Source organism: Hymenobacter sp. BRD128, assembly GCF_013256625.1.
GTDB lineage: Bacteria > Bacteroidota > Bacteroidia > Cytophagales > Hymenobacteraceae > Hymenobacter.
This window is the reverse complement of sequence record NZ_CP053908.1, coordinates 2137731-2150939: the sequence shown is the minus strand read 5'-3', so window position 1 is coordinate 2150939 and position 13209 is coordinate 2137731. Positions and strand designations below refer to the sequence as shown.

Genomic DNA, 13209 nt, shown 5'->3' with positions numbered 1-13209 from the left:
CCGCCGCTTCTTATGACCACCTGGACCCTGACTACCCACGAGCTGCCGCTGAACTACGTGTGGAAAATCTCCCGCAATGCCTCTACTACCAAAACCAACCTCGTGCTGCAAGCCACCCAGGCCGGCACCAGCGGCCAGGGCGAGGCGGCCCCCAACGTGCGCTACGGCGAGTCGCCGGCCCTGCTGCAAGCCCAGTTTGAGGACCTGCTGGCCCACGGCCTGGCGCAGGCCGACACCTTGCCCGACCTCACGGCGCTGCTAGCGGCCCGGCCCGTGGCCCACGCCCTGCGCTTCGCGCTCGAGTCGGCCCTCACGCACTGCCTGGCCGCCCGCGCCGGGCAGCCGGTGTGGCAGTGGCTAGGGGTGCCGGCGCCCGGCCGCCGGGTAGCCACGGCATTTACGCTGCCCATTATGGCGCCGGGCGAGGTGGCGGGCTTCATTGCCGAGCACCGCGCCGAGCGCTTTCGGCTGCTGAAAGTGAAGGTGGACCAGGCCGGCGGCCTCGACCTGCTGCGCGCCGTGGCCGCCGCCGTGCCCAATCGCGCGCTGCTCGTGGATGGCAACGAGGCTTGGCCCGATGCCGATAGCCTGCTGCGCTTTCTGGAGCAGGCCGCCGCCGTGCCTGGCCTGCGCATGCAATTGCTCGAGCAGCCGCTGCCCGCCGCCTGCGCCGACGACTACCGCTACCTCTACCCGCGCGTGGGCCTGCCGCTGCTGGCTGACGAGTCGGTAACTGATGAGGCTGATTTTGAAGAGATAGCCCGGCAGTTTCACGGCGTCAACGTGAAGCTGATGAAGGCCGGTGGCTACCAGCGCGGTATCGAGCTGCTGCGCCAGACGCGCGCCCACGGCTTGCTGCCCATGCTGGGCTGCATGGTCGAAACCTCGCTCGGCATCTGGTCGGCGCTGCAAGTGAGCGCCCTGGCCGATGTGCACGACCTTGATGGCATCCTGGTGGTGCGCGATGAGCCCTTCCACCTGGTGCGCGAAGAAAACGGCGAGCTGCTGGAAAACGAAAACGGCAGCCGCCTTAGGTAAGGCAGCTGCCGTTCGCTAAAGGCCATCGTTAGCCTCTATTTCATGGCTTTGATTTTCGCATCTAGGTCTTGCAGTTGCCGGTCCACGGCGTCGGTGCTGGGCGGGTTGGGATGAGTTTGCTGCAAGAGTGTCACCTTGCGGTTGAGCAGCTCTATCTTCTGCATCAGTAGTTGCTCGCGCTCGTTGGGCGCGTCGGCCGTGATGGTAGTAGGCGCGGTGCCTACCTGCACGTACTTGTCGTATTTGGCGTTGGCATCCACTGAGTTATCGCCGCGTGCGGCCGCCGCGCTCTGCGGTGTGCTGAATACGATGCCGCCCTCGGCGTTGATATAGTCGTTTTCGTGCAGGCTGGTAATCTTGCCGCCCGGAAACTCCACAATGCCACTCTTGACGTTGATTTTCGTGCCGTTGGGCAGCCGGATATTCTGGGCCAGGGGCGTTATTTGAGTGCCCAGGCGCTGCACCACCTCCCCATTGCGAAACACAAACTGCGCGTTGCGGTTAGGGCGAATGGGCGTGCCGCCCGATTGCGCCCGGCTGCTGAGCGTGGTTAGCGATAAAGCGGCCCCTAGCAGGGTGGCAGCGAGGTAAGAAGAAAAGCGCATGAGGTGTTGGAAGGAGAAGGAGTGAAGCTTGGTTAAAGGGTAGAGCCTTCTACGCAGCAAAAAAAAAATGGTAAAAAGACGGAACAATGTTGCTACATTTGATGTATGTACATTAAATTTGCAGCTGTAAATACAAAACCTTGTGCGCCTCGAAGACGAAATAAAGCAACCCTCTTTCCAAAGTGAAGGCCAAAAAGCTTACCTGAATATTCTGTTCACGTCGGGCTGGCTGTCGCTGCGCCAGGCGGCCGCCTTCCGGCCCTATGGCCTTACGCTGCCGCAATTTAATGTGCTGCGCATCTTGCGTGGCCAGCATCCCAAGCCGGCCACCGTGGCTTTGCTCATCGACCGCATGCTGGATAAGACCAGTAACGCCTCACGCATCGTGGACAAGCTGGAGGAAAAAAAGCTCGTGACGCGCACCGTGTGCCCGGCCAACCGCCGCGCCGTGGACATTCGCATTACCGAGGCGGGGCTAGCCCTGCTGCACGAGATTGACGAAAGTGGCCTGACTGCTTTTCGCCAGCACGGCCCCGAGGCGCTGAGCGATGAGGAGCTTCGGCAACTGAATAACCTGCTCGATAAGCTTCGGGCCTGAAAATTGACTAACGGCCTAGCGGCCTGCACGACGGCCGTTTTTTAGTAACTACTACCTACCCTTTTTTCTTTTACCCCAAGTCATGAAAAAGATTTTAATGCCCGCTATGCTCGGCGCTGCCCTGCTCGCTGCCCCCGCCACGTTTGCCCTGACGGCCCCCTCGGCGCCGGCCAGTGAGACCGCCAAGGTAGTACCTTACAAAGTACAGCCGCAGCTCAGCACCCTGGGCTGGGAAGGCAAAGCCGTGACGCACGGCCACGTGGGCACCATGCAGTTTACGGGCGGCGAGCTGCAAGTAAACGGCAGCCAGATAGTGGGCGGCACCGTAACCGTGGATATGAAGTCGATGAAAGCCACCGACATCACCGACCCGGCCAACCACACCAAGTTTGTGGGCCACATGAGCAGCGATGACTTCTTCGGCGTGGAGAAATACCCCACTTCGACGTTCAAAATCACCAGCGTGAAGCCGATTGCCGGCGCTGCCGCCAACGCCGACAACGCCACCATCACCGGCGACCTGACCATCAAGGGGGTGACGCAGCAAATCAGCTTTCCGGCCAAAGTAGGCGTGAAAAACGGCGTAGCCGCCGCCACCGGTAAAGTGACCATCGACCGCACCAAATTCGGTCTGAAGTACGGCTCGAAAACCTTCTTCGACAGCATCGGCGACAAAGCCATCTACGACACGTTCGACCTGACGTTCAACGTAGTAGCCAAGCAAGGCTAGTGCCTGGCTAGCCAGTCTTTAAATAAGAAAGGCCCCGCACGCTGCGGGGCCTTTTTTTGGTCAATGGGGCTAGCGCAAGGCTACGTACCGCTAGTTAGTTGTTGTTGCCACCCGGTATCGGCGAGCTGGCGGGCGGCAGAGCCGGGGCGGCGGCCGGGGCCGGGGCGCTGGGCATAGGAGTGCTCGCCACGGTGCGCAGCTCTAGGCGCAGCGGGGCTACGGCAGCTTCGCGCAGGCAGAGCAGGCCATACACTGTTTCGCCGGGGTGAATAGTGCGGTTGGTGAGGTCGTATTGCTCCAGCTCGCGGCGGAAGTTTTTATTGGCCAGCGAGGCTCCTAGCATGTTGCCACCCGCGATGAACGGGCCGATGTAGAAGGTAGTGCCGTCGGATGAAGTAACATATCCATTGGTTGTGGTCGTTTTCGTGAAAGTTGGGTTGAGCAACACATAAAGCAGGTAAATGGCCACGCCCTGCTTCATGTCGTGGGCGGCCAGGTCGGCGGCCACGGGTATTACCGGGCGGTCGCCGTAGTACAGCACGGCATCGCGCGAGAAATTAACGTCGCTGCCGGTGGTGTTTTTGACTTGCACGGCCACCACGTGGTAGCCCTTCTTCTGCTCTTTCTTGGCGTACTTCTTATTGTGGCCATGCAGTCGCAGCGCATCAAATTGATAGCCGAGCTGCAAGGGCGCATTGGCTGGCGATGACTGAAAGGTTGCCATCCGGTCAGGGCGGATGGGCGTGTACGACCCCGCGCAGCCGCTGCCTAGTAAGGTGCTAGCCATCAGGCCCAGGGCTAACGAACGAGTAACTACTTTTTGCATATGGAAAACGGATAAAGATGAAAAGTGGCTTTCAAATATAGATGTAAAAAAAGCCGGCCTACGCAGTAGGCCGGCTTTTCAGCGAAGATTACAACTTTTTATAAGTGAATTACCTCATCGTAGGCGGCGGCGGCGGCCTCCATGATGGCCTCGCTCATGGTGGGGTGGGGGTGCACCGACTTAATAATCTCGTGGCCGGTGGTTTCGAGCTTGCGGGCTACTACCACTTCGGCAATCATCTCGGTCACGTTGGCCCCAATCATATGGGCCCCTAGCCACTCGCCGTATTTCTTATCGAAAATCACCTTCACGAAGCCGTCTTTGGCGCCGGCGGCCGAGGCTTTGCCCGAGGCCGAGAAGGGAAATTTGCCGACCCGGATGTCGTAGCCCTTGGCTTTGGCTTCGGCCTCGGTGAGGCCCACGCTGGCAATTTCGGGCTGGGCGTAGGTGCAGCCGGGAATGTTCTGGTAGTTGAGCGGCTCGGGATTGTGGCCCGTGATTTTCTCGACGCAGATAATACCCTCGGCCGAGGCCACGTGGGCGAGCGCCGGGCCCGGAATGATGTCGCCGATGGCGTAGATGCCGGGCACGCTGGTCTGGTAGAAGTTATCGACCAGCACGCGGCCCTTCTCGGTCTTGATGCCGAGTTCTTCGAGACCGATATTTTCGAGGTTGGTTTGCACGCCCACTGCGCTCAGCACCACGTCGCAGGCAATCTGCTGCTCGCCCTTGGCCGTTTTGATAAAGACATTGCAGCCCGCTCCGCTGGTGTCCACTTTCGTTACCTCGGCGCTGGTGAGGATGTTGATGCCCAGCTTGCGGTAAGATTTCTCCATCTGGCGCGATACTTCCTCGTCCTCGACGGGCACGATGCGCGGCAGGTACTCCACGATGGTGACCTCGGTGCCGAGCGAGCGGTAGAAGTAGGCAAACTCGACGCCGATGGCGCCCGAGCCCACCACCACCATGCTTTTGGGCAGGCTGTCGGGGGTCATGGCCTTGCGGTAGCCGATTATTTTTTTGTCATCAATGGGCAGGTTGGGCAGCTGGCGGGCGCGGGCACCGGTAGCCAGGATAATGCTCTTGGCCTCCACGGTTTCGGTGGTGCCATCGGCCTTGGTCACTTCCACCTTGCCGGGGGCCAGCAGCTTGCCGGTTCCGTTTACGACCTCGATTTTATTCTTTTTAAACAGGAAGTTGATGCCCTTGCTCATGCCGTCGGCCACGCCCCGGCTGCGCTTGATGATGGCCCCGAAGTCGAAGCCCGGCTGGCCCACGCTGAGGCCGTAGTCCTGCGCGTGCAGGAGGTACTCGTACACCTGGGCGGTTTTGAGCAGGGCTTTAGTGGGGATGCAGCCCCAGTTGAGGCAGATGCCACCGAGGCTTTCGCGCTCCACCACGCCTACTTTCAGCCCCAGCTGCGCGGCGCGGATGGCGGCCACGTACCCACCGGGCCCTGAGCCAATTACTACCAGGTCAAATTGCAATGCCATGAGGTTAACTTAAACGGAGGAATGAAATAGAAAAGGCCACCAGCCGGGCCGGGGCCGGCAAAGATAACCCCGACGCCGGGCTGGCGGTTCGGCCGACTTTTTGGGGCGGCGCTTCCTTTTGGGCGTTACCCTAGCCGGGCTTTTCCGTAGAAGGGGCGAAGTGCCGGCGAGCTAGCCGGCCGGCCTGCTTACTTTTTTCGCTAATGAAGTCGTTTTCTACTACTTATGCTCCGGCCGCGCTTGTGCTGCTGGCCCTAGCCAGCGGCTGCGCCACCACCACCGAGACCGACCGGCCAGTGGCTGGCTCTTCGGCCGCAGCCGCTACGCGCAGCACCCCCACTGCCGCTACGACCACCGCGCCGGCTACCGACGTTACCTCCCTGCCCACGCCCGACCCGGCTGCCGCCGGTGCGGCCCCGGCCGTAGCGGCCGAAGCGCTCGATGCTCCTTCGCCTGAGGCGGCCACGGCCGTGGCCGACCCCACCGCGCTGTCGGCCGCCGCCGCCTCGGCCGAGCGCGCTGCTGAGCGCAAGATGAGCACCGCCGACTACCGCTACCAGCTGGCCCGCGCCAACCTCGTGCTCCAGACCAGACCCAAGGATGCCCGCGCCCACTTCGAGCGGGCCAGGGCGTATTCCAATCTCAAGAATTATAAAGAAGCCAAATCCGACTACGTGGCCGCCCTGCGCACCATGCGCGGCAACCCCGACGTGTACTACAACAAGGGCGTGAACGAGCTGATGCTGAGAGAGTATAAGGCAGCCGCCAATGATTTTAGCGGTGCCGTTAAGTTTCGGCCCGATGACAAGGAAGCCTTCTTTGGCCGGGGGGTGGCCAAGATGCAGATGTACCAGTATAAGCCGGCCGTGGCCGACTTTACCCGCGCCATCGCCCTCGACTCGCTCTACGCCGATGCCATCGAGTACCGGGGCATCAGCTACGCCAGCTTCGACCGCATGAAAGAGGCGCGCAAAGACCTGGAAAAAGCTGCCAAGCTGAACCCGGAAGCCGAAAAAAGCCTGCGCCGCTACGGCAAAGGCAGCAGCATGGTGCGGCCCACCAAAAAGTAGCCGCGCTTGTGTTTATTCCTGCCTGAAGCAGGCCGGCCGACTAATAGCCAGGCGGCCTGCTTCTGCGTTGGCGCAGCCTAGTGGGCTAGCAGCTCGAGGTGGGCCAGGTGATGCCGGCCGTGCCAGGCATAGAGCACCAGCGTTTGGTCGAGCGTAGAGGTCTTATGGTTACCGGGATGGTAGAAGGTACGCTGCCACTGGGCCTCGCTGAGGTGGTGCAATAGCGTGCCCCAGCGGCTATGCAGGCTCTCGAGCAAGGCTAGCGACACGGTAATGGGCGTGGCCGCCACATCGGGAAGCTCGGCCCAGGCAGCCTCGTCGTAGGGCCGGATAGTAGGATTATCCTCGGTGAGGGCGAGCCGAAAGCGCGTGTAGGCATTGAGGTGCGAATCGGCCACGTGGTGGATGACCTGGCGGCCGGTCCAGCCGCCGGGGCGGTAGGGCAGCTGCAGGCGCTCGCCGCCCACGCGGCGGGCGGCGGCCGTAAGCTGGGCGGGCAGCCCGCCCAGCTGCTGGAGGTAGGGCGCCCGCTCGGCGGGCGTGAGGGGCGCGGTAGGCAGCTGCGGCAGGCCCACGGGGTAGCGCAGCGGGTCGAGGTCGGGAGCAGGCATGGAGCAGGAAGCAGGGGCTAGCCTGCTGGATTTGGATTGCGAATGAGAAAAGCAATTTACAATGGCAAGCTAGCCAGGGGCGGCCACTCAGCCACTCAGCTAGGCCAACCGTAGCCAGATGCCCAGCAGCACGCCGGCCGCCCCCAGCGCCAGCAGCAGGCCATAAAGCGGCCCGGCAAAGCGCAGCCACTGGTCGTAGCGCACGCCGCAGGCGGCCAGCATAGCCATGAGCGCGCCGTTGGTGGGCGTGAGCAGCTCGGTGAGGCCAGCGCCGTACTGGTAGGCCAGCACCGTGACTTGCCGGGGCAGGCCAATGAGGTCGGAGAGAGGCACCAGCAGCGGCATGGTGAGCACCGCCTGGCCGCTCACACTGGGCACCGGCAGGTGCAGGGCACCCTGCACGCCCAGCATACCCAGGGCCGCCAGCGCCACGGGCAGGTGAGCCAGCGGCGCGGCTAGCCCCTGCACAATGGTATCGACGATGTGCCCCTGCGCCAGCACCACGAAAATGGCCCGCGCAAACCCAATGAGAATAGCCGAAAACGCAATGTCGCGGAAGCCCGCCACGAAGCCCTCGGCCGTGCCCGTGAGGCCTAGCCCGCCCAGCAGCCCCGCCCCGATGCCCAGCACCAGAAACAGCGCCGACATCTGGTCGAAATCCCAGCCCAGGCGCACCACGCCGTAGGCAAAAAAGCTGAAGGCCGCCAGCAGTAGCAGCAGCACCAGTCCGTGCCGGCCCGCCCCCGCCGCGTCGGCGGCCGCATCCGGCGCGGTTGCGTCGGGCACGGTGCGGTAGCGGGCCGCGTGGCGCAGGGTGCCGCCGGTCCAGATAAGCAGGGCCACGGCCAGAAACCCCAGCCGGTAGCCCGCCGCCGACAGCAGCGGCAGCTGCGCCAGTTGCTGGGCGATGCCCACCTGAAAGGGATTGATGGGGCTGAACGCCGCGCCCACGATAGCCGCCCCCAGGCTAGCCGCCACCGCCGTGAGCACCGGGTAGCCGAGCCGGCGCATCAGCACCAGCAGCACCGGCACGAGGGCAATTATTTCCTCGCCCATATTTTCGAGGGCGCCCATTGTGGCAAACAGCAGCGATACGAGCGGAATAATGGCCACCTCGCGCCCCTGCGCGTGGCGCAGCAGCCAATCGACACCGTAGCGCAGCGCGCCCGTCTGGTCAACCACGGTGAAAGCGCCGCCGGCCAGAAAAATCAGGAATACCACCGCGCCCGCGTCGGCTAGCCCTTTGGGCACCGATACGGCTACTTGCAGCGGGCTCACGGGCGTGCTCGGCCGGCGCTGGTACGAGCCGGGTACCACCACCTCGCGGCCGGTGGCGGCATTGGGGCGGCGGGCAAACTGCCCGGCCGGCAGCACGTAGCTGAGGGCGGCGGCCAGGATAATAAACAGCGTGAGCAGCACCAGCGGGTGCGGAAAGCGAAACGACTTCATGCCACAAAGTTGCGCCGCCCGACCCACGCGGGGCCAGCCAGCCGGGCTAGCCGCTAGCCGGGTAGCCCTTCGGGTGTATCTTCGGGATAGCCTTATGACGATTGCCGCTTTCAAAAACCTGCACCAGCGCCACCAGGCCGCGCACCTGGCCCGGCACGGCCAGCCCCTGGCCGTGCGCACCGAGGATAGCTTTGACCTGTGCCTGTTTGCCATCGAAACGTTCTACGCCGAAGTGTGGCGCAGCCGGGGCGACGAAGCCATCCTGTTCATCCACGTCTTCGACCGGCCCAGCGGCCTCAGCGATTACCTGCCGCTAATCTCGCTAGGCGAAATGGGCCGGTAGCACCAAAAAGCCCAGCTGTGGAAAGCCGGGCTTTTTCTGTAGGAGGTAAGAAAAACTATGCGCCGTGCTCTACGGAGGTCAGCAGCTGGTCGATTTGGCTGGCTAGCCGCTCGATTTGTTCGAGGCCGGCGCGGGCCTGCTCCATTTCGCCGCGCTGGTGCTGGCGCACCAGCGACTGGCCCGTATCGAGAGTTTGGCGCAGCAGGCGCTCGATGCCGGCTACTTCGGGCCGCTGGCCATACTGCGGCTTGAGTACCATATTGACCCACTGGCCCAGCGGGTTTTCTTGCAGCGTAAACAAACTGGGCTCGGCCTCGCGGACCCCGTAGAGTACCGAGCGCAAACGCGACTTAAACAATACCTGCTTCACGCGGGCTTGCTGAAAGTCGAGGGCGGTAAGCTCCATAGAGGGGAGAAAAAAGACAGGCGGCAGAAATGAGGAGTGAGCAGCAGCCTGGTGGCCAATTGCTTAGCTAGGGTGGTTTAGCGAAGAGAATAGACGAGTCTCGGGCGCTGTGCCTGCCGCCTAGCAAATTAACAGCCAAACTACCCGAATTACGGCTGCGGCGGGGGCGTGGTTGCGACAGTAGGAGCCGCGCCGTCTGCTGGGCGTTGCAAGTGCTCCAGGGCCTGGCGGGCCCGCACCAGCTCGGTTACCTCGTAGGCGTAGGAGGTGAGGCCGGCGGGCTGGCCGTTTTCCTCGAAGCGCTGGATGATGTAGGTGAAGTAGGCTGGCCGCATTTGGCCGTCTTCCTGGCGAAAATCGAGGGGCACTTCGTGAGCTTCGTAGGGCTGGCCGGTGCGATACACCTCGTTGAGGGTGTCGAGCAGGCCAAGCTGGGCTATTTCGGGCACGGCCTCGGCCACGGTGCGGCCCACCAGCTCGCGCCCGCCCATGGCGGCCTGGTAGCTGGCATTGGCAAACTCGTAGCGGAAGTCGGGCCCGCGCACGATGCCAATCTGGGCTGGCGCGTTGGTAAACAACGCGTAGAGCGACTGGCGCTGCTGCTGGGCCAGCTGGTAGTTCTGGTAGGCCTGCTCGGCCAGGTTGGCCTGCTGCTCGTTGGCTTCCAGAATTTCCTGCACCATCATCTTCTGGTCGTGGATGTCGGTGGCGCCGCCCACCCACAGGTTAATCTGGCCTTCGGCATCGCGGCGGGGGTGGGCGCGGCTCAGTATCCAGCGGTACTGGCCGTCGTGGCGGCGCAGGCGGTACTCGACCTGGTAGGGGGTGCCGGCCGCCACCGACTGCATCCACTGGGTGTACACGCGCTGGCGGTCGTCGGGGTGCAGGTTGTCGAGCCACTGCTCACCCAGCTCCTGGCTCATTTCGCGGCCCGTGAAGGCTAGCCAGCGCGGGTTAAAGTAGTCGCGCCGGCCGTCGGGCGTGGCCGTCCAGATGAGTACCGGCAGGTTTTCGAGGATGAAGCGGGTGCGCTCCTGCTCTTCGGCCAGCTTCTGCTGGGTTTCGGCGGCGGCGCGGGCGGCGCGCAGCTGCTCGGTCACGTTCTGGGTGCGCTGCAAAATGTATTGCAGCTGGCCCTGGGCATCGACGATGGGGTAGTGCGTGGCCTGCCAGTAAAACTCTTCCAGGCCGCCGCCCTGCTCGGCGGGGCGGGCCAGGTCGTAGCGAATGAGCGGCATGGTGTGCGGCTCGAGGTAGCGCCGCACGTGCTCGTGCGACTCCCGAATCTGGGCCGCGCCGCTTTCGTCGCTGGCCGGGTAGGCTTCAAAAAAAGGCTTGCCCACCGCCTCCTCGCGGCTCTTGAGCGACACCGCTACGTGGCTGTCGGTATTGTCCAGGATGGTAGCCTCCGGGTTGGGGGCGATGAGCAGAAAATTTTCGGGCAGCGAATGAAAAACCTTCTGGTAATCGACGGGGAGCGCAGGGGCGGGCATAAGGGTAGGAAAGCTGAGAGCGGGGCGAAAGGTAAGCATGCTGCTCATTTGAACGGCTAGCCACCGCCTGCGTTGCGGCGCCCCGCTCAACCGGCGCGGCCAACGGTTCGGCGCGCCCTTTTGCTGGCTCAGTAGCTTTTAGTTGAAAGCCGCCGGGCCGGGCCGGCACCTTTGGGTTAGTCATTCGCCTTCTCCGCCGGCCCCATGAAAACTGCTTTACTTGCCGCTCTGCTCACGTGTGCCCCGGCCCTGGCCTTGGCCCAAAGCCGCCCGCTGGCTAGCCCCGCCGCCCGCGCCCTCACCCGCCTCAGCGGCACGGTGCTCGACGCGGCCGCCCGCCCGCTGCCGGGCGCCAACGTATTTCTGAAAACGACCTTCGATGGTGCCACCACCGACTCGCTCGGGCGGTTCAGCTTCACTACTTCAGCCGCGGGCACGCTGCCGCTGGTAATTACGCTGGTGGGCTACGAATGGCAGGAAACGCCCCTGGCCCTGCCGGCCGGGGGCGGCCCGCTAGCCCTGCCCACCTGCCACTTGCGCGCAAGTCGTGCCGCCTTGGGCGACGTGGTGGTGCTGGCCGGCGCCTTCGAGGCCAGCGATGCCCGGCGCGCCGCCGTGCTCAAGCCGCTCGATATTCTGACCACGGCCGGCGCCAATGCCGACATCGCCTCGGCCCTTACTACCCTGCCCGGCACCACCCGGGTGGGCGAGGAGGGCAAGCTCTTCGTGCGCGGCGGGGCGGCTTCCGAAACCCGCACCTACCTCGACGGCCTGCCCGTGGCCAGCCCCTACGGCGGGGCCGTGAGCGGCGTGCCGGCCCGGGGGCGGTTTTCGCCCACGCTGTTTAAAGGCACGCTCTTCAGCACCGGCGGCTACTCGGCCGAGTACGGGCAGGCGCTGAGCGCGGTGGTGAGCCTCAATTCGATAGACCTCGACCCCGAAACCCAGACCGGTATCTCGCTGCTGAGCGTGGGCGGCGCCCTCAGCCGCACCCGGCGCTGGGAGCGCACTGCTGCCTCGGCCAACGTAGATTATACCAACCTGACGCCCTACTACGGCCTCACCGCGCCCGACCAGCGCTGGGAGCAGGCCCCGCAGCGGCTGGGCGGCGCCCTGCGGCTGGCCCACCGCACCGGCGAAACCGGGATGCTGAAAATCTACGCTACTTACGCCAGCCAGCAGGTAGCCACCCGCCAGCCCGACCCCGAGGCCGCCTTTGCCCTGGCCGGCCGCCTCACGGCCCTGCGCAACGACAACTACTACCTCAACGCCACCTACCGCGCGGCCCTGCGCCGCGGCTGGAGCCTGAATACCGGGCTAGCCCTGGGCCGCGAGCACAACGCCGTGCGCCCCGAGCCGCAGCTCATCGACGAAACCGAGCAGACCGCCACCGCCCGCCTCGTGCTCACCAACGACTCGGCCAGCACCTGGTATAATCTCAAGCTGGGCACCGAGGCTACCACGCAGCGCTACGACCTGCGCTACCACGCCACGCCCGATGCGCCGGTCTATACGCCCGGCTTCGCGGAGCAGCGCACCGCCGGGTTTGGCGAAAGCGACCTGAGCTTGGCGCCGCGTCTTTCTGGCCGGGTGGGCGTGCGGGGCGAATATTCGGCCCTGCTGAATAGGGCCAACCTGGCGCCGCGCCTGGCCCTGGCCTGGCAGCTGGGGGCCGGCAGCCAGCTGTCGGCGGCGGGCGGGTTATTTTATCAAACGCCTACCAACGACCTGCTGCGCGTGCAGCCCGCGCTGGGCTTTGAGCGGGCCGCGCACTACATTCTGAGCTATCAGCGCAGCACCGCTAGCCGCACGCTGCGCGCCGAGCTGTATTATAAAGACTACCAACAGCTCGCCCGCTTTGATGCTTACAACGTGCTCGATGCCAGCCGCTACGCCAGCACCGGCCAGGGCTACGCCCGCGGGCTCGACGTGTTCTTCCGCGACCGCTACCAGACGTTTAAGAAAATCGACTTCTGGGTGAGCTACGGCCTGCTCGACACCCGCCGCCAGGCCCGCGCCGACCTGGCCGGGGCTGTGCCCACCTTCGCCGCCACCCACAGCCTGAGCATGGTGGGCAAGTACTGGCTGGGCAGGCTGCACACCCAGCTCAGCGGCACGCTGGCCTACGGCAGCCCGCGCGCCTACTTCGACCCCAACCAGCCGGGCTACAACCAGGGCCGCACCCCCAGCTTCCAGAGCCTCGACCTGAGCCTGAGCTACCTCACGCACCTGGCCGGCCAGTTCACCATCGTGCACCTGAGCGCCACCAACGTGCTGGGCCGCGATAATATTTTTGGCTACCGCTACGCCACCGCGCCCGATGCCAGCGGCCAGTACGCCGCCGTGCCCGTGCGCCAGCTAGCCCCCCAGCTGGTGGTGGCCGCCCTGCTCATCTCGATTAATAAGAAGAGCCCCGGCGATACGTCGGTAGCGCCCGACTAGTAAGTAATGGGGTAAAAAAGGAGAGGAGATAATGAAGTAATAATTGTTTGTCATTGCTTCGCGGTGCTCGCAATGACAGCTGTTTTTAATTGCCTAAAAATAAAT

General features: G+C 64.0%; 13 protein-coding genes. 6 read left to right on the top strand and 7 right to left on the bottom strand.

Annotated features, from left to right (window positions below; all coding sequences use genetic code 11):
- Window positions 1-12: 12 nt before the first annotated feature.
- Window positions 13-1038 (top strand): dipeptide epimerase, encoded by a 1026-nt coding sequence (locus GKZ68_RS09510; protein ID WP_173113731.1) that lies wholly within the window; start codon window positions 13-15, stop codon window positions 1036-1038.
- Window positions 1039-1073: 35 nt separating this feature from the next.
- On the opposite strand, the gene GKZ68_RS09505 is transcribed toward GKZ68_RS09510, so the two are convergent.
- Window positions 1074-1643 (bottom strand): DUF6799 domain-containing protein, encoded by a 570-nt coding sequence (locus GKZ68_RS09505; protein WP_173113728.1) that lies wholly within the window; start codon window positions 1641-1643, stop codon window positions 1074-1076.
- A 142-nt stretch (window positions 1644-1785) separates the two neighbouring features.
- On the opposite strand from GKZ68_RS09505, the gene GKZ68_RS09500 reads away from it, so the two are divergent.
- Complete coding sequence (locus GKZ68_RS09500; RefSeq protein WP_173113725.1) at window positions 1786-2241, top strand: MarR family winged helix-turn-helix transcriptional regulator; 456 nt, start codon at window positions 1786-1788, stop codon at window positions 2239-2241.
- An 82-nt stretch (window positions 2242-2323) separates the two neighbouring features.
- Window positions 2324-2971, top strand: a complete 648-nt coding sequence (locus tag GKZ68_RS09495; protein ID WP_173113722.1) for a YceI family protein — start codon at window positions 2324-2326, stop codon at window positions 2969-2971.
- Window positions 2972-3065: 94 nt separating this feature from the next.
- On the opposite strand, the gene GKZ68_RS09490 is transcribed toward GKZ68_RS09495, so the two are convergent.
- Window positions 3066-3797: a hypothetical protein gene (locus GKZ68_RS09490; RefSeq protein ID WP_173113720.1), complete on the bottom strand. Its 732-nt coding sequence runs from the start codon at window positions 3795-3797 to the stop codon at window positions 3066-3068.
- Between the two features lie 98 nt (window positions 3798-3895).
- On the bottom strand, window positions 3896-5290 hold the full coding sequence (gene lpdA / locus GKZ68_RS09485; protein WP_173113716.1) for a dihydrolipoyl dehydrogenase: 1395 nt from the start codon (window positions 5288-5290) through the stop codon (window positions 3896-3898).
- Between the two features lie 203 nt (window positions 5291-5493).
- Here lpdA and GKZ68_RS09480 point away from each other — a divergent pair, with 203 nt between their 5' ends.
- Window positions 5494-6360: a tetratricopeptide repeat protein gene (locus tag GKZ68_RS09480; RefSeq protein WP_173113713.1), complete on the top strand. Its 867-nt coding sequence runs from the start codon at window positions 5494-5496 to the stop codon at window positions 6358-6360.
- Window positions 6361-6437: 77 nt separating this feature from the next.
- Here the strand turns inward: GKZ68_RS09480 and GKZ68_RS09475 are convergent, their stop codons facing one another.
- Together GKZ68_RS09475 and GKZ68_RS09470 are read right to left on the bottom strand one after the other, a co-directional pair.
- The gene (locus GKZ68_RS09475; RefSeq protein ID WP_173113711.1) at window positions 6438-6971 is read right to left on the bottom strand and encodes a YfiT family bacillithiol transferase; all 534 of its coding nucleotides are present in this window, start codon (window positions 6969-6971) and stop codon (window positions 6438-6440) included.
- Between the two features lie 99 nt (window positions 6972-7070).
- A complete protein-coding gene (locus GKZ68_RS09470; RefSeq protein WP_173113708.1) occupies window positions 7071-8420 on the bottom strand; it encodes a YfcC family protein in 1350 nt (449 codons plus the stop codon).
- Window positions 8421-8514: 94 nt separating this feature from the next.
- Here GKZ68_RS09470 and GKZ68_RS09465 point away from each other — a divergent pair, with 94 nt between their 5' ends.
- Entirely contained in the window at window positions 8515-8763 is a 249-nt protein-coding gene (locus tag GKZ68_RS09465; protein WP_173113705.1) for a hypothetical protein, read from the top strand.
- A gap of 55 nt (window positions 8764-8818) precedes the next feature.
- Here GKZ68_RS09465 and GKZ68_RS09460 read toward each other — a convergent pair whose 3' ends face one another.
- Together GKZ68_RS09460 and GKZ68_RS09455 are read right to left on the bottom strand one after the other, a co-directional pair.
- Entirely contained in the window at window positions 8819-9169 is a 351-nt protein-coding gene (locus GKZ68_RS09460) for a hypothetical protein (RefSeq protein WP_173113702.1), read from the bottom strand.
- Window positions 9170-9318: 149 nt separating this feature from the next.
- On the bottom strand, window positions 9319-10662 hold the full coding sequence (locus GKZ68_RS09455; RefSeq protein WP_173113699.1) for a PAS domain-containing protein: 1344 nt from the start codon (window positions 10660-10662) through the stop codon (window positions 9319-9321).
- A gap of 204 nt (window positions 10663-10866) precedes the next feature.
- Here GKZ68_RS09455 and GKZ68_RS09450 point away from each other — a divergent pair, with 204 nt between their 5' ends.
- Entirely contained in the window at window positions 10867-13104 is a 2238-nt protein-coding gene (locus tag GKZ68_RS09450) for a TonB-dependent receptor (protein WP_173113696.1), read from the top strand.
- The last annotated feature ends 105 nt before the right edge of the window (window positions 13105-13209 follow it).